Genomic DNA, 18,248 nt, shown 5'->3' on the forward strand with positions numbered 1-18,248 from the left:
GGGGGGGGGGGGGGGGGGGGGGGGGGGGGGGCGGGGGGGGGGGGGGCGGGGGGGGGGGGGGGGGGGGGGGGGGGGGGGGTCGGCTCGGGCGGCTTGCGGGTCGGAGGCGGCGTCGGCGTCGGATCGGGGGAGGGCGTCGGAGTACAAGGGGGCTCGGGGGGAGTCGGGGTCGGGGTGGGCGGGGGCGGAGGCTCCGGCTTCGGGCACGGCGGGAGCGTGGGCCGGCTGAGGCTCCCGGCGACCGCCACGGCCTCGGTGCCGTCGGGGCCGACGGAGGCGTAGGCGCAGGCATCCGCCTCGGCCACCCCGGCCGTCGGGCCGACGAGCGCCCACGTCAATGCCAGCAGGGCCAACACCCGTATGGCGGAGGCGGATTGGGGCGATTCGGGTCGATGCACGACGGAGATCATGAGGCCTGTCGCGCTGTCCCACGCGCGGGCGCGAAGAGATTGCTCCGAAGGAGGGAACGGGGCCACCCGATGTTTGAATCCCGGGCGTTCGCGCGTCCGATCAGGCGTACATCTGTGCGCTCTGAGGCGGGTGTGGTCACAGCGGCCAGAAAGAAATTTTCGGGACGGTTGAACACAACCCCTGCTCCGGTGCGTACCCATGGTCGTGCGGCGGCGCAGCAGGGCGCTGCAACACCCTTTTGAATTATGGGGAGTTGACGATGAAGACCTCCTGGCGGAACGCCTCACTCGTGGCAAGCGCCGCGGCGGTGCTCGCGCTGACGACGGCGTGCGGTCAGGACAGCGGCAGCTCGTCCGTGGGCAGCCAGAACGTCGGGGCCACCGCGGCCGCGGGCGGTTACGGCGGGGTGGGTTCCGGCATCGGGACCGGCACCGGTACCAGCCCCAGCGCCAGTTCGACCTCCGCGGTCGGTCAGGGCAACCTGGGCGCCCAGTCGGCCTCCGCCGGCAAGTTGCAGGTTTCCGCCAACGCCGAGCTCGGTGACGTGCTGACCGACGGCGCCGGTCTCAGCCTCTACCGCTTCGACGAGGACACCGCCGAACCGCCGAAGTCGAACTGCAACGGCGACTGCGCGACCGCCTGGCCGCCGGTGCCCGCGGACGACGCCTCGGCCGGGGCCGGCATCGACAAGGCACTGCTCGGTGAGGTGACCCGGGCCGACGGCAGCAAGCAGCTGACCATCGGCGGCTGGCCGGCCTACCGCTACGCCAAGGACACCAAGGCCGGTGACCTGACCGGTCAGGGCGTGGGCGGCAAGTGGTACGCGCTGGCGCCCACCGGCAAGAAGGCGTCGGTCGCGAGCCTTCCCGGACTGTCCACGCGCAACGACCCCAACCTGGGTGAGATCGTCGTCGACAAGAACGGCATGACGGTCTACCGCTTCGCCAAGGACAAGGCCTGGCCCAAGCCGGTCTCGAACTGCAACGGCGCCTGCCTGGAGAAGTGGCCGGCCGTGGCCCCGGTGTCGTCGAACGACACCAAGGGCGTCCAGAAGAAGGGCCTCATGAGCTTCACCCGCGGTGACGGTGTGCGGCAGCAGACGGTCAACTGCTCGCCCATCTACACCTTCTCGGGCGACAAGGAGCCCGGCGACACCAACGGCCAGGGTGTCGGTGGCACTTGGTACGCCGTCCGCCCCAACGGTGAGATGGTCGGCGTCTCCGACAAGTGACGCCCCTCTCGTAAGGACCACCGGTCCGACCTCTCCGCGCCGCACGGAGAAGTCGGACCGGTTCGCCGTCATTTCCCCCAAATCCCCGCGATTCGGCGCCCGTTCCGGAACTCTCCGGAGTGCGGCGCCTACGTCTCGTAGCGACGGGGCTTCCGTGGCTCAGCGGCACGTGCCGCAGGCAGTGACCGGGAACGGATGGTCAATTTCCGTTTCCACTCGCTCCATTGGCGGGCGATCAGTAGCCTCAGCTCGAACACCGGATCGTCTACGCCTTGGAGAGATACATGGAGCGTCCCGCCTGGGCTCCCCGGAGCATCGACATCTCGGTGCCGAGCGTCGCGCGTATCTACGACTTCTACCTGGGCGGTTCGCACAACTTCGAGGCCGACCGGGCGGCGGCCCGCAAGGCCATGGAGCACGTCCCGGGACTGCCGAAGATCATGCAGGCGAACCGGGCGTTCATGCGGCGGGCGGTGCGCTTCGCGGTCGACCAGGGCATCACCCAGTTCCTGGACATCGGCTCCGGCATCCCGACCTTCGGCAATGTCCACGAGGTCGCCCAGAGCGCCAGCCCCGGCGCCCGCGTCGTCTACGTCGACCACGATCCGGTGGCCGTCGCGCACAGCCGGGCGGTCATCGCGGACAACCCGGACGCGGACGTCGTCGCGGCCGACCTCCGCAAGCCCCAGGAGATCCTGCAGAGCCCCGAGGTCCAGCGGCTGATCGACCTGAACCGTCCGGTGGCACTGCTCCTCGTTGCCATACTGCACTTCGTGGAAGACGCGGACGACCCCTACAAGGCGGTGGCCGAGCTGCGCGACGCGCTCGCGCCCGGCAGCCTGCTGGTGCTGACGCACGCCGCGTACGAGGGGATCCCGCTGTCCCAGGAGCAGGTGCAGGGTGCGATGGACGTGTACGAGGACATCCGCAACCCGCTGATCATGCGCTCGCACGCCGAGATCGCACGGTTCTTCGAGGGGTACGACATGGTGGAACCCGGACTGGTGCCGATGCCGCGGTGGCGGCCGGAGTCGGAGAACTGGGACCCCGACGCGGAGGATCCCTGGGCCTTCTCCCAGTTCGGCGGCGTGGGGCGGGCGGCGTGAGCGCGGAGCCGGACGGCCCGGAGGACAGACTGCGCCGGTTCGCGACGATCTGGAGCCGGGCCGTGTACCCGGTGACCTCGACGTCCCTGACCCGGGCCGAGTTCGAGGAGCAACTGCTCCCGCTGGCCCGCCGGTTGAGCCAGGCGCTGCTGGCCAGGACCGTCGACACGGACGAGGGCCGGGCGGTGGGCGCCGCCCTGGTGGCCGCGCACTGCACCGACCCCGACGCGCTGACCCGCTCCCTGGACTGCGTCGACGCCTATCTGGTCCTCTACTGCGGCGGCGAGGGCGACCGGGAGGACCTGCGCAGCCGGTCCGCCCGCCTCCAGCACGCGATGGCCGCCGGGTTCGCGCAGGCCCTGCGCGAGCGCACGCTGGCCGAGCAGGAGGCCATCGCGCAGGCCGCCCTGGAGGCGCAGGGCGTGGTGGCGCAGGCCCTGCACGCGACCGAGGCCCGGTTCCGCGCGGTGTTCGAGGGCGCGGCCATAGGGATCGGCATCGCGGACCTCGACGGCAACGTCCTCCAGGTCAACGGCGCGCTGCTGCGCATGTTCGGCATCACCGACCAGACGATGCGCGGCCGCAACGTCCGGGAGTGGACCCACCCCGACGACGCACCCCAGACCTGGACGCTCTACGACGAACTCGTGAGGGGCGAGCGCGAGCACTACCACCTCGAAAAGGCCTTCTACCGCCCGGACGGCACGGTCCTGTGGACCAACCTGACGGTCTCCCTGCTCCGGGACGCCGACGGCACCCCGCAGTACCAGCTCGCCCTCATGGAGGACACCACCGAGCGCCGGCTGCTCAACCTCCGGCTGCGCTACGAGGCCACCCACGACGCCCTCACCGGACTGCCCAACCGCACGCTGTTCTTCGAGCGCCTGGAGAAGGTGCTCAGCGCAGGCGAGGGCCAGCGGTTCGGGCTGTGCTACCTCGACCTCGACGGCTTCAAGACCATCAACGACAGCCTCGGCCACGCGGCCGGCGACCGGCTGCTCGTCGAGGTCGCCGACCGGCTCCAGTCCTGCGCGACCGCGCCGGGCGAGATGGTGGCCCGGCTCGGCGGCGACGAGTTCGTGGCGCTGACCACCGGCCCCGACACCGAGAGCGAGGTCGACGAGCTCGCCGCGCGCATCATGAACGTCCTGCTCGCCCCGGTGCGCATCGAGGGCCGGGAGCTGACCGTGCGCGGCAGCATCGGCATCGTCGAGGGCCCGGCGGGGGAGCGGGGCCCGGCGGAGGTGCTGCGCAGCGCCGACATCACGATGTACCGGGCCAAGTCGGCGGGCGGCAACCGCTTCGAGCTCGCGGACCCGGAGGCCGACGCCCGCGCCATCACCCGGCACGGCCTGACCACCCAGCTGCCCGCGGCCCTGGAGCGCGGCGAGTTCTTCATCGAGTACCAGCCGCTGGTCCACCTCGGCGACGGCAGCGTGCGGGGCGCCGAGGCGCTGGTGCGCTGGCTGCACCCGCAGCACGGCGTCCTCGGCCCGGACCGCTTCATCCCGCTCGCCGAGCACACCGGGCTGATCGTGCCGCTCGGCCGCTGGGTCCTGGAGCAGTCGGTGCGCCAGGCCCGGGAGTGGCGAGAACGCTACGGGGAGGACACGGCGGGCGGCCCGCTCCGCATCAACGTCAACCTGTCGCCGTGCCAGCTCACCCACCCCGGTCTGGTCCAGGACACCGTGGACATCCTGGAGCGCGCCGGCGTCGAGCCGAACGCCCTCTGCCTCGAAGTCACCGAGTCCGCCCTCATCGGCGCCGACGACGACCTGCTCAAGCCGCTGCGCCGACTCGCCGAGATGGGCGTCGACATCGCCCTGGACGACTTCGGCACCGGCTACTCGAACCTGGCGAACCTGCGCCGGCTCCCGGTCAGCGTCCTCAAGCTGGACCGCTCCTTCACACAGAGCATGCAGCGGTTCCCCGCCGACCCCGTCGACCTCAAGATCGTCGAGGGGATCGTTTCGCTCGCCCACGGACTGAACCTCGCGGTGACGGTCGAGGGCGTCGAAACCGGGGCCCAGGCCGAGCAGTTGCGGATACTGGGCTGCGACACCGCCCAGGGCTGGTACTACGCCCGCCCGGGCCCGCCGGAGCGACTGCACGAGCTGGCGCTGGTGGACGCGACGGCCTGAGTGCCGCCCGGTCCTACGGCAGCGGCAGCGAGCGCAGCGAACCGTGGGTGCGGGCCATGACGAGGACGTGGCCCGTGTCCCCGCCCGGTACGACGAGCACGGGGTGTTCGCCGTCCCTGGTCTGCGCGTACGCCGGGGACATGCGGGGCGCGGCACTTCCGGTGCCCCGCGGACCGGCGAGCAGGTCGATCGTGATCACGCGGCCCCTCGTGGGGTCGTTGACGGGGGTGAAGGTCACGAACCGGCCGCCGACCACGGCGGCGGCGTCCGTCCTGGTGGCGTACGTGCTCCACAGCCTGCGGTCGTGTTCGAGGTCGTACGCGAACCAGTCGCCCGCGCTCGTGTCCTCGGCGCCGGCCTCGTACAGCACCAGGACCCCGTCGTCGGAGATCACGCCCTGCACGGGCTTGTTGATCGTGTTCCGCGGGGTCGGCAGCGGCCTCAGCGTGGCCGGATCCAGGCGCCGCATGGGCGGGAAGGTGTCCCCGGCGGAGAACGGGCTGCCGGTGCAGAGCAGGTAGTGGCCGCCGGTGACGAGGTGCGGGCACTCGACGCCGGCCGGGCCGGTCGCCACGGTGTCTCCGGTGCGGGAGTCGCGGGCGGTGACCCGGGTGGTGCCGTCGGCCGTGTAGACGCGGCCCCCGAACGCGGCCAGGGGTTCGCCCGGGCTCCAGGCGACCGCCCGGTGCCACAGGAGCGTGCCGTCGGAGGCGCGCACGGCGTCGAGCACGGCGCCGGTGCGGATGAAGGGGTCCGGGGCGTGCAGGGCGTAGAGGATCCCGTCCGCGGCGCCGAGGGCGACGTAGGCGCGGCCGGTCGGCAGCCGGCGGGTCCACGCCTGCCCACCCGTCCGCAGGTCCGCCGCGCGGAGCACGCCCGCGACGCCGGACACGGCCCGCGCGTCGGCCGCGTCCACGAGCAGTTCGGCGCTCTTGCCGCGGGCGCCGCCGGGCACGGTCCAGGTGACACGGCCGTCGGCCCGCGAACGCCCCACGAGCGCACCGGTGTCGGTCGCGCACACCACCTGGTGCGCGGTCGCGCCGCAACTGCCGTGGGCCTCCGGGCGGGTGAGGGACGCGGTCCACGCGCGCCACGGGCCCGAGACCGACATCGAACGCGTGGCCACGGTCGGCCCGGAGTCACCGGAGTGCGGTGCGGCGGACGAGCCCTTCGAGGGGGTGCTCCCGGAGCACCCCGCGAGCACCAGCAGCGCCGCGCCCACGACAGCCGTCCGCCCTATCATCCGCCCACCCCCGTGCGAGAAGTCCCCATGCTACGACCGCTCACCGCTCCAGCAGCATCCGCTGCAACTCCCGTGCCGCGCGCGGCGGAGCCACGTCGCTGCGGTGGGCCAGCGCGATCGTCCGGTGCAGGCCCGGCCGGGCGAGCGGAGTGACCCGCAGCCCACGCCCCGCCCGGGTGGCGACCATCCGCGGTACGACGGCCACGCCCAACCCCGCCCGTACGAACCCCAGCACCGCGTCCATCTCCCCGCCCTCCACCGCGAAGTCCGGCTCGAATCCCTCGGCACGGCATGCGGCGACCGTCAGTTCGCGCAGGTCGTAGCCGTGCCGGAACATCACCAGGGGCGCGTTCTCCAGATCGGCGATGCGCACGGTACGGCGGTCCGGGCCGCCCGGCGCCGGTGCCTCCGGCGAGGAGACGACGACCAGGTCCTCGCGCAGCAGCTCGACCGTCGTCAGCGCCGGGGACGGCGTCGGCAGCGGCAGGACCACCAGGGCCAGGTCGAGCGCGCCGCGCGCGAGCAGCCGTACGAGATCGTGCGAGCCGCCCTCCTCGATCATCAGCCGGATGCCGGGATAGCGGTCGTGGAAGGCGCGCAGCACGTCCGGCAGCAGACCCGTGCACAGGCTCGGGGTCGCACCCAGCCGGACCCGGCCGCTGCGCAGCTGCACCAGCTCCTGCACCTCGTGCCGGGCCGTGTCCGCGTCGGCCAGGATGCGGCGGGCCAGCGGCAGCAGCGCCTCGCCCGCGTCGGTGAGGCTGATGTTGCCGCGCGCCCGCAGGAACAGGTCCGCCCCGAGCTCCCGCTCCAGCGCCCTGATCTGCTGCGACAGGGAGGGCTGGGCGACATGGACCGCCTCGGCGGCACGGGTGAAGTGGCGGGTCTCGGCGACCGCCACGAAGTACTGGAGCTGCTGGAACTGCACCCTCGTACGATAGCCGCTCTCTATGGAATCAAGCCGGACCATGTCTTGGACCGATCGGTGCTCCCGGTTCTAACGTCTTGAACCATGGCTCTGGCAACGCGGACGGACCGACGGCCGTCCATGGCACGCACCGTGTGGGACAGCTCCGTCGGCAAGAAGACCGTGATGGCCGTCAGCGGGCTGATCATGCTGCTGTACCTGGTCGTCCACATGATCGGCAACCTGAAGATCTTCTTCGGGGCGGGCGAGTTCAACCACTACGCGCACTGGCTGCGCACGGTCGGCGAGCCGTTCATGCACTACGAGTGGACGCTCTGGCTGATCCGTGTGGTGCTGGTCGTCGCCGTGGTCGCGCACGCCACCTCCGCCTACCAGCTCAGCCGCCGGGACCTCCGGGCGCGGCCCGGCAAGTACGTCCACAGGAAGGCGCGGGCGAGCTACGCCACCCGCACCATGCGCTGGGGCGGCATCATCCTCGGCCTGTTCATCGTGTGGCACATCCTCGACCTGACCACCGGCACCGTGCACTCCGGCGGCTTCCAGGAGGGCCGCCCGTACCAGAACGTCGTGGACACCTTCTCCACCTGGTACGGCAACGTCATCTACATCGTCGCGATGCTCGCCCTCGGCCTGCACGTCCGGCACGGCTTCTGGAGTGCCGCCCAGACCCTCGGCGTCGGCAGCCGCACCCGCGACCGCGCCCTCAAGGCCGTCGCGAACGTCCTCGCACTGCTGCTCACGGCCGGCTTCATCGCCGTACCCGTGGGTGTCATGACCGGAGTGGTGAGCTGAACATGACCTACGTCGACTACACGACCGGCGCGCCGCTGACCGACGGCAAGGCGCCTTCCGGACCCGTCAACGAGCGCTGGGACAAGCGCCGTTTCGAGGCGAAGCTGGTCAACCCCGCCAACCGGCGCAAGCACACCGTCATCGTGGTCGGTACGGGCCTCGCGGGCGGCTCCGCCGGCGCCACACTCGCCGAACAGGGCTACCACGTCGTCCAGTTCTGCTACCAGGACTCCCCGCGCCGCGCCCACTCCATCGCCGCGCAGGGCGGTATCAACGCGGCGAAGAACTACCGCAACGACGGCGACTCCATCCACCGCCTGTTCTACGACACCGTCAAGGGCGGCGACTTCCGGGCCCGCGAGTCCAACGTGCACCGCCTGGCGCAGATCTCCGTCGAGATCATCGACCAGTGCGTGGCGCAGGGCGTGCCCTTCGCCCGGGAGTACGGCGGCCTCCTGGACACCCGCTCCTTCGGCGGGGTGCAGGTATCGCGCACCTTCTACGCCCGCGGGCAGACGGGCCAGCAGCTGCTGCTCGGCGCGTACCAGGCCCTGTCGCGGCAGATCGCGGCCGGGAACATCGAGATGCACCCGCGCACCGAGATGCTCGACCTGGTCGTCGTCGACGGGCGGGCGCGCGGGATCGTGGCGAGGGACCTCGTCACCGGCCGCATCGACACCTACTTCGCGGACGCCGTGGTCCTGGCCTCCGGCGGCTACGGCAACGTCTTCTACCTGTCGACGAACGCCATGAACTCCAACGCGACGGCGATCTGGCGGGCCCACCGGCGCGGCGCCCACTTCGCCAACCCCTGCTTCACCCAGATCCATCCGACCTGCATCCCGCGCACCGGCGACCACCAGTCCAAGCTGACGCTGATGAGCGAGTCGCTGCGCAACGACGGCCGGATCTGGGTCCCGAAGGCCAAGGGCGACGACCGGCCGCCGAACCGGATCCCCGAGGACGAGCGCGACTACTACCTGGAGCGCATCTACCCGTCCTTCGGCAACCTCGTCCCGCGTGACATCGCCTCCCGCGCCGCGAAGAACGTCTGCGACGAGGGCAGGGGCGTGGGGCCCGGCGGACAGGGCGTCTACCTCGACTTCGCCGACGCGATCCGGCGGATGGGCCGCAAGGCGGTCGAGGCCAAGTACGGCAACCTCTTCGACATGTACCAGCGGATCACCGACGAGGATCCGTACGAGGTGCCGATGCGGATCTACCCGGCCGTGCACTACACGATGGGCGGACTGTGGGTCGACTACGACCTCCAGACCACGATCCCGGGGCTGTTCGCGATCGGCGAGGCCAACTTCTCGGACCACGGCGCGAATCGCCTCGGCGCCTCCGCACTGATGCAGGGTCTCGCCGACGGCTACTTCGTGCTCCCGGCGACCATCAACGACTACCTCGCCCGCAACCCGCACCAGGACGCGGTGAGCGACGAACACCCGGCCGTGCAGGAGGTGTTGGCGGAGACCGAGGACCGGCTCAACCTGCTCCTCGCCGTCGACGGCGACCGCACGCCGGACTCCTTCCACCGCGAACTCGGCGAACTCATGTGGGAGTTCTGCGGGATGGCCCGCAGCGACTCCGGTCTGCGCAAGGCGCTGGAGCGCATCCCGCAGATCCGCGAGGAGTTCTGGCGCCGCATCAAGGTGCCGGGCACCGGCGAGGAGTTCAACCAGTCGCTGGAGAAGGCGAACCGGATCGTCGACTACCTGGAGCTCGCCGAGCTGATGTGCCTCGACGCGCTGCACCGCGCCGAGTCCTGCGGCGGCCACTTCCGCGAGGAGTCCCAGACCCCCGACGGCGAGGCCGCCCGCCGGGACGAGGAGTTCGCCTACGCGGCGGCCTGGGAGTTCACCGGCACCGGCGAGGCTCCCGTCCTGCACAGGGAAGACCTGGTCTTCGAGTACGTCCACCCCACCCAGCGGAGCTACGCATGAAGCTCACCCTGCGCGTCTGGCGGCAGAAGAACGCCGACGCCGACGGAGCGATGTCCACGTACGAGGTGGACGGCATCTCGTCCGACATGTCCTTCCTGGAGATGCTGGACACCCTCAACGAGGAGCTCATCCTGCGCGGTGAGGACCCGGTGGCCTTCGACCACGACTGCCGCGAGGGCATCTGCGGCGCGTGCTCGCTCGTCATCAACGGCGACGCGCACGGCCCGGAGCGCACCACCACCTGCCAGCTGCACATGCGGTCCTTCTCGGACGGCGACACGATCGACATCGAGCCGTGGCGGGCCTCCGCCTTCCCGGTGATCAAGGACCTGGTCGTGGACCGGTCCGCCTTCGACCGGATCATCCAGGCCGGCGGCTACATCACCGCGCCCACCGGCGCCGCACCGGAGGCCCACGCCACGCCGGTGCCGAAGCCGGACGCCGACTTCGCCTTCGAACACGCCGAGTGCATCGGCTGCGGGGCGTGCGTGGCGGCCTGCCCCAACGGGGCGGCGATGCTGTTCACGTCGGCCAAGGTCAACCATCTGAACGTACTGCCGCAGGGCGCCCCCGAGCGGGAGACCCGGGTGCTGGACATGGTGGCGCAGATGGACGACGAGGGCTTCGGCGGCTGCACGCTGGCCGGGGAGTGCGCGACGGCGTGCCCGAAGGGCATCCCCCTGGTGTCCATCACGAGCATGAACAAGGAGTGGCTGCGGGCGACCAGGAAGGTCGCCAAGCGCTGAGAGACGTTCGCCGACAAGGTGCGGACGGGTGGGGCCGGACGTGGTGCTCAAGTCCGGCCCCATCACGCCTTGCCGCTCTCCGGCCACCCGCGGGACACCGTCCGGTCGGCGGAGTCCGAGGTCCCGGACACCTTGCCCGAGCCGTTCAGCCGCCGCACATTCGCGCTCTCCGAAGCGGTCACGTACACGCCAACCGGCGTCGGAAGAACAGGGACAGCGGCACCGCTCGCCGCCTCCGCCCGTGACCTGGAGAGTGCCATGACCGGCGTTTCCACCCTCGACCGTCCCCCGCAGAGCGTCGCCCCCGTCCGCTACACCGTCGGCCTGGCCCGGGACGAGGAGGACGTACGGGCCGCCCAGCGGCTGCGGCACGACGTGTTCGCCGGCGAGATGGGGGCTCTCCTGGCCACCCCGCAACCCGGCCTCGACATCGACGGCTTCGACGCCTACTGCGACCACCTGCTGGTCCGCGACACCGTGACCGGACAGGTCGTCGGCACCTACCGGCTGCTGCCCCCGGAGCGGGCCGCGGTGGCCGGACGCCTGTACTCGGAGAGCGAGTTCGACCTCACCCCGCTCGACACGATCCGCCCGGGGCTCGTCGAGGTCGGCCGCTCCTGCGTGCACCCCGACCACCGCGACGGCGCGGTCATCGGCCTCATCTGGGCCGGCATCGCCCGCTACATGGTCGACCGCGGTCACGACTGGCTGGCCGGCTGCTGCTCGATCCCGCTCGCCGACGGCGGCGCCCTCGCGGCCGGCACCTGGGACCGGGTGCGCACCAAGTACCTGGCTCCGGAGGAGTTCCGGGTACGGCCCCTGCTGCCCTGGGAGCCGACGGCCGAGGCCCCCGCAGGCCACACCGAGCTGCCCCCGCTGCTGCGCGGCTACCTCCGTCTCGGCGCCTGGGTGTGCGGCCGGCCCGCCCATGACCCGGACTTCGGGGTCGCCGACATGTACGTGCTGCTGTCGATGCGCCGGGTCAACGCCCGCTATCTGCGGCACTTCCTCTCGCTCGTCCCGGCCTGATGAGCATCTGGCTGCCCAGCGCGCCCTGCACCCCGGGGGCGTGCCTGGAGCGGACGGGGACCGCCGCGGCCCTACCCCGTGCCGTGCTGCGGCTCCTCGCGGTCACGGCGGTGCTGCTCGCGGGGATCGCGCTGCTGCCGGTCGGCCGGTCGATCCCGGCCGGCCCGGTCAGGTGGTGGTGCCGGGCGGTGGTGCGGGCCTCGGGGGTCCGGGTCCGCCTCTCCGGCGCCACCGCGCCCGCAGGCGGAGTGCTGCTGGTCGCCAACCACATCTCCTGGCTGGACATCCCGCTGCTGGCCGCCGTACGCCCCGCCCGGATGCTCGCCAAGTCCGAGATCCGCGGGTGGCCGGTGGCGGGATGGCTCACCGCCCGCAGCGGGGCGCTGTTCATCGAGCGGGACCGGCTGCGGGCCCTGCCGGACACGGTCGCCCGCATCGCCGTCGCGTTGAGCGGGGGCGCCGCGGTGGCCGTCTTCCCCGAGGGCAGCACCTGGTGCGGCCGCGCCCAGGGCCACTTCCGCCGCGCGGTGTTCCAGGCGGCCCTGGATGCGGGCGTCCCGGTGCAGCCCGTGCGGCTCAGGTACCGGGTGAGCGGGGGAGGGGCCAGCACGGCTCCCGCCTTCATCGGGAACGACTCGCTGCTGTCGTCGGTGTGGCGGGTGGTGTCGGCGCGAGGGCTGGTGGCCGAGGTGGAGGTCACGGAGCCGGTGGCCCCGGGCAGCCGCACCGACCGCAGGGCGCTGGCCGCGACCGCGCAGGCACGGGTGTGGGGAGAACACACGGCGGACCGGCATCCGGTCGACCGGTTCCGGGACGTCGACCCGCTGCGTGAACAGCGGGGCCGGGACGTCGTACGGCCCCCTCGTCCGGGCCGCCCGCGCCTGCTCGCTCCTCAGCCGCCCGGTGTCAGCGCCCGTGTCAGATAAGGCGCCGTAGCGCTCCCGGCGACCCCCGCCACCTCGTCCGGCACCCCCGCCGCCACGATCCGCCCGCCGGCGTCCCCGCCGCCCGGACCCAGGTCGATCACCCAGTCCGCGCCCGCCACGACCGACATGTCGTGCTCGACGACGATGACGGTGTGCCCGGCGTCCACGAGGCCGTGCAGTTGGCGCATGAGCACCTCGACGTCGGCCGGGTGGAGACCGGTGGTGGGTTCGTCGAGGAGGTAGACCGTGTGGGCGCGGTGCACCCTCTGGAGTTCGCTCGCGAGCTTGATGCGCTGGGCCTCGCCGCCGGAGAGCTCGGTGGCGGGCTGGCCCAGCCGCAGGTAGCCGAGGCCGACGTCGAGGAGGGTGGCGAGGCTGCGGGCCACGGGCGGGGAGTCGGAGAAGAAGTCCGCCGCCGCCTCCACCGTGAGGCCGAGCACCTGGGCGATGTTCCGCCCCCGGTACGTCACTTCGAGCGTCTCGGGGTTGTAGCGGGCCCCGCCGCAGTCCGGGCAGGCCGCGTAGGTGCTCGGCAGGAAGAGCAGCTCCACGCTGACGAACCCCTCGCCCTGGCAGGTCTCGCAGCGCCCGCCCGCCACGTTGAAGGAGAACCGGCCCACGCCGTACCCGCGTTCGCGTGCCCCGTCGGTGGCGGCGAACACCTTGCGCACGACATCGAACAGGCCCGTGTAGGTGGCCAGGTTGGAGCGCGGGGTCCGGCCGATCGGCCTCTGGTCGACGGAGACCACCCGGCCCACCCCCTCCAGCTCCTCGGTGATCTCGCCGACGAGCGTGGACTTGCCGGACCCCGACACCCCCGTCACCGCGGTGAACACACCCAGCGGGAACTCGGCGGTGACCCCGCGCAGGTTGTGACGGGTGACCGGACCGACCTTCATGTGCCCACGGGGCGCACGCACCTGGCGGGCCGGAGCGGGGGAGCGGTCGAACAGGAACCGTGCCGTGGCCGACTCCTCGACCGCCGCCAGCTCCGCCACCGGCCCGCTGTGCAGCACCCGCCCGCCGTGCTCGCCCGCGAGCGGTCCGACGTCCACCAGCCAGTCCGCGCCGCGCATCACGTCCAGGTGGTGCTCCACCACGAACACCGAGTTGCCGGCCGCCTTCAACCGCGCGAGCACGGTGAGCAGCGCCTCCGTGTCCGCGGGGTGCAGTCCGGCGGAGGGCTCGTCGAGGACGTACACGACTCCGAACAGCCCGGATCGCAACTGGGTGGCGAGCCGCAGGCGTTGGAGTTCCCCGGCGGACAGGGTGGGGGTCGGGCGGTCCAGGCTGAGGTAGCCGAGGCCGAGCTCGACGACGGGTGCGATACGGGACGTGAGGTCGTCGGTGAGGACCCGCGCGGCCCCGCCGTCGGCGGTCAGCGAGGCGGCCAGCTCGGTCAGCGGCACCGCCGCCAGCTCGGCGATCGTACGGCCGTTGAACGTCACCGCCATCGCCTCCGGGCGCAGTCGGCTGCCGCCGCACACCGGGCAGGGCTCGGAGACGAGGAACCGCTCGGCCTTCGCCCTGAGCGTCTGGCTCCTGGAGTCCGCGAAGGTCTTCAGCACATAGCGGCGGGCGCTCATGTACGTGCCCTGGTAGGGGCGTTGGATCCGGTCCGCGTCCCGCACCGGGTGCACGGTCACCACCGGCTGCTCGTCCGTGAACAGGATCCACTCCCGCTGCTCGGCGGGCAGCTCGCGCCAGGGCCGGTCCACGTCGTAGCCGAGCGTGTCGAGGATGTCCCGCAGGTTCTTGCCCTGCCAGGCGCCGGGCCAGGCGGCGATGGCACCCTCCCGGATCGACAGCGAGGGATCGGGCACCAGCGACCGCTCGGTCGTCCGGTGCACCCGGCCGAGCCCGTGACACTCCGGGCAGGCGCCGACGGCCGTGTTCGGCGAGAAGGAGTCCGAGTCGAGCCGTTCGGCGCCCGGCGGATAGGTGCCGGCCCGGGAGAACAGCATGCGCAGGGAGTTCGAGAGATTGGTGACCGTGCCGACGGACGAACGGGACGTCGGCGCCGCCCGCCGCTGCTGGAGCGAGACCGCCGGCGGCAGCCCGGTGATCTCCCCGACCTTCGGCGCCCCCACCTGATGGATCAGCCGCCGCGCGTACGGCGCCACCGACTCGAAGTACCGCCGCTGGGCCTCCGCGTAGATCGTCCCGAACGCCAACGACGACTTCCCCGACCCGGACACCCCAGTGAACACGACCAGCACATCCCGCGGGATGTCGACGTCCACCCCCTGAAGATTGTGCTCACGGGCACCGCGGACACGGACGTACGGGTCGTGGGAGTTGGACATGAGGGGGCTCCAGGCACAGGGGACAAACCTCACGATCCTATGCGAAGGTGCGACGGTGGTCGGGGCTGGTGAGCTCGCATGCTGAGGTGGCAGTTATGCGGGAGCCGCTCGACGCGCCGGGCGCGGTGAGTGATCGCTTGGGGATCGTGGCGGCCGCAGGCAACTACCAGAGCCAGCGGTCAAGGAATTCGGCCCAGATGAACCCGTGGTAGCCGTCGAAGGCAGGCGGATCGATCTTCTTGAGTTCGTCAGCGAGCATGCTGAGGTGGGCCAGTGCCTCCTCCTCGCGGCCATCCGGATCGCTGAGGGTCTCGGACTCGCTGACGTACAGGCCGTAGTGGTGCAGGGTCCGCAGCCACAGGGCGATGGAGGAGTTGGCGAACCACGCCTCGCCTTGAGGGAGGACGTAGTAGACCGTCCCTGTGCCGGGTTCGACGCCGAACGACCATTGCAGTCCCGGCACGAGGTCGCCATGGTGATTCCGGGTGAGGAGGTAGAGCGATCTGCCAGCTGACGTCTGGAGTGCAGGGACTGCCTCCACCTGGAACGATACGTACTCGATCAACTGATCGACGACAGGGACTCCGACATCAACAAGTAGTGCCTTCTGGTCCTCGGGAATCCGCCAGTCCGACACGACTGCCCAGTCCGCCCTTGTGACGTTCCCGGTGCCGGCCCAGGCAGTGAGCTCGTCAAAGGTTGTCATGTGAGCATCCTTCCGCGGCTGGCTGCGATGCGGACCCTACCGAGCAGGACTGACAGACACGTGGTCCCATCGGCGGCGACACACGTCTCAGTGGCCGCGGAGGGCTTATCGGCTCCACGCCGGCGTCACTCCCGGTTGAACCGCCGCAGCGAGGGAGAGCGAGCCTGCTGACGCTGATGGCGAAGTCCCGGCACAAGAAGGCGGAGAGCGCACGGAAGACCTTCTCCTCGGCCGCCCGGCGGGGCTCAGGAGAACTCGCGGGACGTCGCACAGGCCGGTTGCCCGGCTCCTGTATGTACCTTTCGGCCGCGTCACGACAACGGCTGGATTTGGCCGTGCGTGCCTCGGAAACTCTGGGGATTCTATGGAATCCGATACTGGGGAGCGTCGCGGAGGACCGCCCGTAGGTCAGGGCGTCCTCTCGGGGGAGGACGTCGGTGGGAACTTCCACACAGGAGCGGCGGGAACGCTACTTTCAGGCCATCTCGGCTCATCCGACGACAGCATCGGCTACGAAAACCGTCGCGTCCAAGACGAAATCGGTCAGGAAGGACAAGGAGCGGCGCACGCCGCCCACAGAGGTCACCAAACGGCTGTGCGCGGCCGCGCACGCTCGCCCCGACCGGCTGGAGGCCGTCAGCAGAGCGTCACGACACCTGGCGACGCATGGCTGGGGTATCGCCTCGGTACGTGCCCTCCTTGCCGACGACCGATTCCAGCGGGGCAACGAGGGTGCGACCTGCCCTCCACTGGGCGAGCCGCTCGCCAGGTGGGCGATAGGCAAGATACTTCTGTCGCGGTTACGCGTGGTGCCCTCCTATGGATTCGATCTCGCCCCTGTCCTCGCGCACTGCCTCGCCGCGCGCAGGCAGTGGCGCGTGCGCCGGACGGCACTCACGATCATCCTGGGCTGGATCGCCTTCCGCTTCCCGCTCGGTGTCGCCGTATGGGGCATCGCGGCCGCGCTCTCTCTCGTGGCCGCCCGGCCGCCCCGCCGTCCGGTGTGGCGTGACCGGCGGTGGTTGCCGAGGCTCAGCCGGACCTGGGCGGGTGCGCTCCTGCTGCTCCTGCTCCCCGTGCTGGTGATGACGCTCCGTCCCACGAGCCGGGTGGGGGAGGAGACTCTCATGGCGGTCGAGTACGCCGCGGTCGCCTACCTGGCAGTACGGATCGTGGACCGGCTCGTCGCCCACGGCTATGCCCTGGCCTGTGACCGGGACAGCCGTCGTCCATGGTCAGGACCGCGGCTGCGTGGCCGGATCGCCGTCATCGAGCGCGCACAAGCCAACAACGCCCTCCCGTACGAACTCCACGCGGGCTACTGGCGTTTCATCGGTGCCGGCAACTCTCTCTGGCGGCGGTCCACGATCAGTATCAAGCTGCAGGGCGAGAAGGACGACGAGGACGAGACGGTCCGCAAGGACTTCGTGCCCTTCGACGCCGACGAACTGCTCACCGCGGTGTGTGAGGACCTCGACGATCTGCGGATCGCTGAACCGCCCTTCCAGCCGCTGGAGTGCGACGTCCGGTATGTGCGAGGTGGCCCCGCCCGTCGGTGGGCCCGCCTGCCGAGGGTTCCCGACGGCGACGGGAACGCCGACGACGCCTTGTGGGGCCGGGCGCCGGATGAGCGGGGCTCCGGGATCGTCGTGCGCCGGTACCTGTCCGGGCAGGTCCGCACATGGTCCGGTCAACTGGTCATCACTGTGCTGGCGTCCGCCGTGATCGAGGGGCAGGAACTGCACTTCGTGGTGCGCCCCCATCTGCTGCCGCCGCTCCACGACGACATAGACGAGGCCGTCGATCCCGAAGTGCTGCGCAGGTTCGGCACGTATGCGCAGATGCCCGTCCAGGCACTGGGAGATCTGCTGGCCCTCGGCCAAGGATGGTGGCGGCTCCTGAAGTGGTGCGCGCGGGAGAGCGAGGAGTCGGCGGGTGAGCTGGTGGGGGACGTCCCGAAGCGGCCGCTGCCGACGAGCCTGCGCGAGCGCTACTCGCCCATCTACACCGGCGACATGCACGTCGCCGAGGACGCCGTCCGGCATGTGACGATCGTTCAGTCGTCCATGTTCTCCACGGTCGAGGACTTCCTCGAGTTCAAGGGCGTCGATGTCACGGACTTCAAGCGTCAGGTCCAGAAGATCATGACGGTCATCCATGCCGGCGACAACAACATCATCCAGGCGGTCACGGCGGGCCGGGACGCACACGTCGCCCAGGAATACGAGTCGGGTGACGGGCAGGAGGAGCAGTCGCGTCGAACCGGTGACCGAGAGGACGGCGACAAAGCGAGCAGCGGCACGACGACGGAGAAAGGGGACGAGGAATGACTCGAACGCCACGTGAAGGCGGCTGGCGGAGCGGGAAGGGCCGCCAGCAGGTCTCCAACGAGGTGAGGGCCCGCGACGGCAACAACATCCAGGCGGTGAGCGCGGGTCGGGACGCCTACGCCAACCAGAACGCCTCGCGCAACGATCCGGCGGTGGCCGAAGTCCGCGCCAGCCTGAGGGAGTTCCGGGACGCCCTGTACCGGCTCGACGCCGACGAGAACCGTGACGCCGGACTGCGCGCCGCCGACCGCATCGAGCGGGCGCTCGGCAACCCGGAGGAGCAGCGCGACACCATCGAGGGCGCGGCCGACACGATCGGTGTCATGGGCCGGACAGTGGCGGCCCTGGCCGGAGCGGCGGTCGCGGTCCAGCAGGCCGTGGCGGCGCTGTTCTGATGGTCCTCC

The 18,248-nt window shown here is 71.3% G+C and carries 15 protein-coding genes; 10 read left to right on the forward strand and 5 right to left on the reverse strand.

The window, feature by feature from the left end; translation table 11 throughout:
* The first annotated feature begins 670 nt into the window (after positions 1-670).
* The 3 genes from ACFULQ_RS33285 to ACFULQ_RS33295 all read left to right on the forward strand — a co-directional run bounded on the left by ACFULQ_RS33285 (position 671) and on the right by ACFULQ_RS33295 (position 4,889).
* The gene (locus ACFULQ_RS33285) at positions 671-1,642 is read left to right on the forward strand and encodes an SCO0930 family lipoprotein (RefSeq protein WP_383551157.1); all 972 of its coding nucleotides are present in this window, start codon (positions 671-673) and stop codon (positions 1,640-1,642) included.
* A 284-nt stretch (positions 1,643-1,926) separates the two neighbouring features.
* Positions 1,927-2,748, forward strand: a complete 822-nt coding sequence (locus ACFULQ_RS33290) for an SAM-dependent methyltransferase (RefSeq protein WP_383551159.1) — start codon at positions 1,927-1,929, stop codon at positions 2,746-2,748.
* Complete coding sequence (locus ACFULQ_RS33295; RefSeq protein ID WP_383551161.1) at positions 2,745-4,889, forward strand: putative bifunctional diguanylate cyclase/phosphodiesterase; 2,145 nt, start codon at positions 2,745-2,747, stop codon at positions 4,887-4,889. The genes ACFULQ_RS33290 and ACFULQ_RS33295 overlap by 4 nt, the downstream gene beginning before the upstream one ends.
* A gap of 13 nt (positions 4,890-4,902) precedes the next feature.
* Here the strand turns inward: ACFULQ_RS33295 and ACFULQ_RS33300 are convergent, their stop codons facing one another.
* Positions 4,903-6,132, reverse strand: a complete 1,230-nt coding sequence (locus ACFULQ_RS33300) for a PQQ-binding-like beta-propeller repeat protein (protein ID WP_383551163.1) — start codon at positions 6,130-6,132, stop codon at positions 4,903-4,905.
* Positions 6,133-6,172: 40 nt separating this feature from the next.
* Positions 6,173-7,060, reverse strand: a complete 888-nt coding sequence (locus ACFULQ_RS33305; protein ID WP_383551165.1) for a LysR family transcriptional regulator — start codon at positions 7,058-7,060, stop codon at positions 6,173-6,175.
* A 120-nt stretch (positions 7,061-7,180) separates the two neighbouring features.
* Here ACFULQ_RS33305 and ACFULQ_RS33310 point away from each other — a divergent pair, with 120 nt between their 5' ends.
* Genes ACFULQ_RS33310 through ACFULQ_RS33320 form a run of 3 tightly spaced genes read left to right on the forward strand, consistent with a single transcriptional unit; the run spans position 7,181 to position 10,547 of the window.
* Complete coding sequence (locus tag ACFULQ_RS33310; protein ID WP_383551167.1) at positions 7,181-7,852, forward strand: succinate dehydrogenase; 672 nt, start codon at positions 7,181-7,183, stop codon at positions 7,850-7,852.
* 2 nt (positions 7,853-7,854) lie between these two features.
* Positions 7,855-9,801: a fumarate reductase/succinate dehydrogenase flavoprotein subunit gene (locus ACFULQ_RS33315; protein WP_383551169.1), complete on the forward strand. Its 1,947-nt coding sequence runs from the start codon at positions 7,855-7,857 to the stop codon at positions 9,799-9,801.
* On the forward strand, positions 9,798-10,547 hold the full coding sequence (locus tag ACFULQ_RS33320) for a succinate dehydrogenase/fumarate reductase iron-sulfur subunit (RefSeq protein ID WP_362672877.1): 750 nt from the start codon (positions 9,798-9,800) through the stop codon (positions 10,545-10,547). Before ACFULQ_RS33315 ends, ACFULQ_RS33320 begins: the two co-directional genes overlap by 4 nt.
* 62 nt (positions 10,548-10,609) lie before the next feature.
* Here the strand turns inward: ACFULQ_RS33320 and ACFULQ_RS33325 are convergent, their stop codons facing one another.
* Complete coding sequence (locus ACFULQ_RS33325) at positions 10,610-10,735, reverse strand: hypothetical protein (protein WP_383551171.1); 126 nt, start codon at positions 10,733-10,735, stop codon at positions 10,610-10,612.
* Positions 10,736-10,805: 70 nt separating this feature from the next.
* Here ACFULQ_RS33325 and ACFULQ_RS33330 point away from each other — a divergent pair, with 70 nt between their 5' ends.
* Both ACFULQ_RS33330 and ACFULQ_RS33335 read left to right on the forward strand, forming a co-directional pair.
* Positions 10,806-11,576 carry a GNAT family N-acetyltransferase gene (locus ACFULQ_RS33330; protein WP_383551173.1) on the forward strand — a complete coding sequence of 257 codons (771 nt, stop codon included), beginning with the start codon at positions 10,806-10,808 and terminating at the stop codon, positions 11,574-11,576.
* Positions 11,576-12,502, forward strand: a complete 927-nt coding sequence (locus ACFULQ_RS33335; RefSeq protein WP_383551175.1) for a lysophospholipid acyltransferase family protein — start codon at positions 11,576-11,578, stop codon at positions 12,500-12,502. Before ACFULQ_RS33330 ends, ACFULQ_RS33335 begins: the two co-directional genes overlap by 1 nt.
* Here ACFULQ_RS33335 and ACFULQ_RS33340 read toward each other — a convergent pair.
* Both ACFULQ_RS33340 and ACFULQ_RS33345 read right to left on the reverse strand, forming a co-directional pair.
* Positions 12,469-14,808, reverse strand: a complete 2,340-nt coding sequence (locus ACFULQ_RS33340; RefSeq protein WP_383551177.1) for an ATP-binding cassette domain-containing protein — start codon at positions 14,806-14,808, stop codon at positions 12,469-12,471. The genes ACFULQ_RS33335 and ACFULQ_RS33340 overlap by 34 nt on opposite strands.
* A 163-nt stretch (positions 14,809-14,971) precedes the next feature.
* Positions 14,972-15,514: an SUKH-4 family immunity protein gene (locus tag ACFULQ_RS33345; RefSeq protein WP_383551179.1), complete on the reverse strand. Its 543-nt coding sequence runs from the start codon at positions 15,512-15,514 to the stop codon at positions 14,972-14,974.
* A gap of 809 nt (positions 15,515-16,323) precedes the next feature.
* Here ACFULQ_RS33345 and ACFULQ_RS33350 point away from each other — a divergent pair.
* Complete coding sequence (locus tag ACFULQ_RS33350; RefSeq protein WP_383551181.1) at positions 16,324-17,844, forward strand: hypothetical protein; 1,521 nt, start codon at positions 16,324-16,326, stop codon at positions 17,842-17,844.
* Positions 17,841-18,239, forward strand: coding sequence for a hypothetical protein (locus tag ACFULQ_RS33355; protein ID WP_383551183.1), 399 nt, complete (start codon positions 17,841-17,843; stop codon positions 18,237-18,239). The genes ACFULQ_RS33350 and ACFULQ_RS33355 overlap by 4 nt, the downstream gene beginning before the upstream one ends.
* Positions 18,240-18,248 lie beyond the last annotated feature (9 nt).

It is taken from the genome of Streptomyces sp. NPDC057253, from assembly GCF_042669125.1.
In the GTDB taxonomy this organism is placed as follows: domain Bacteria; phylum Actinomycetota; class Actinomycetes; order Streptomycetales; family Streptomycetaceae; genus Streptomyces.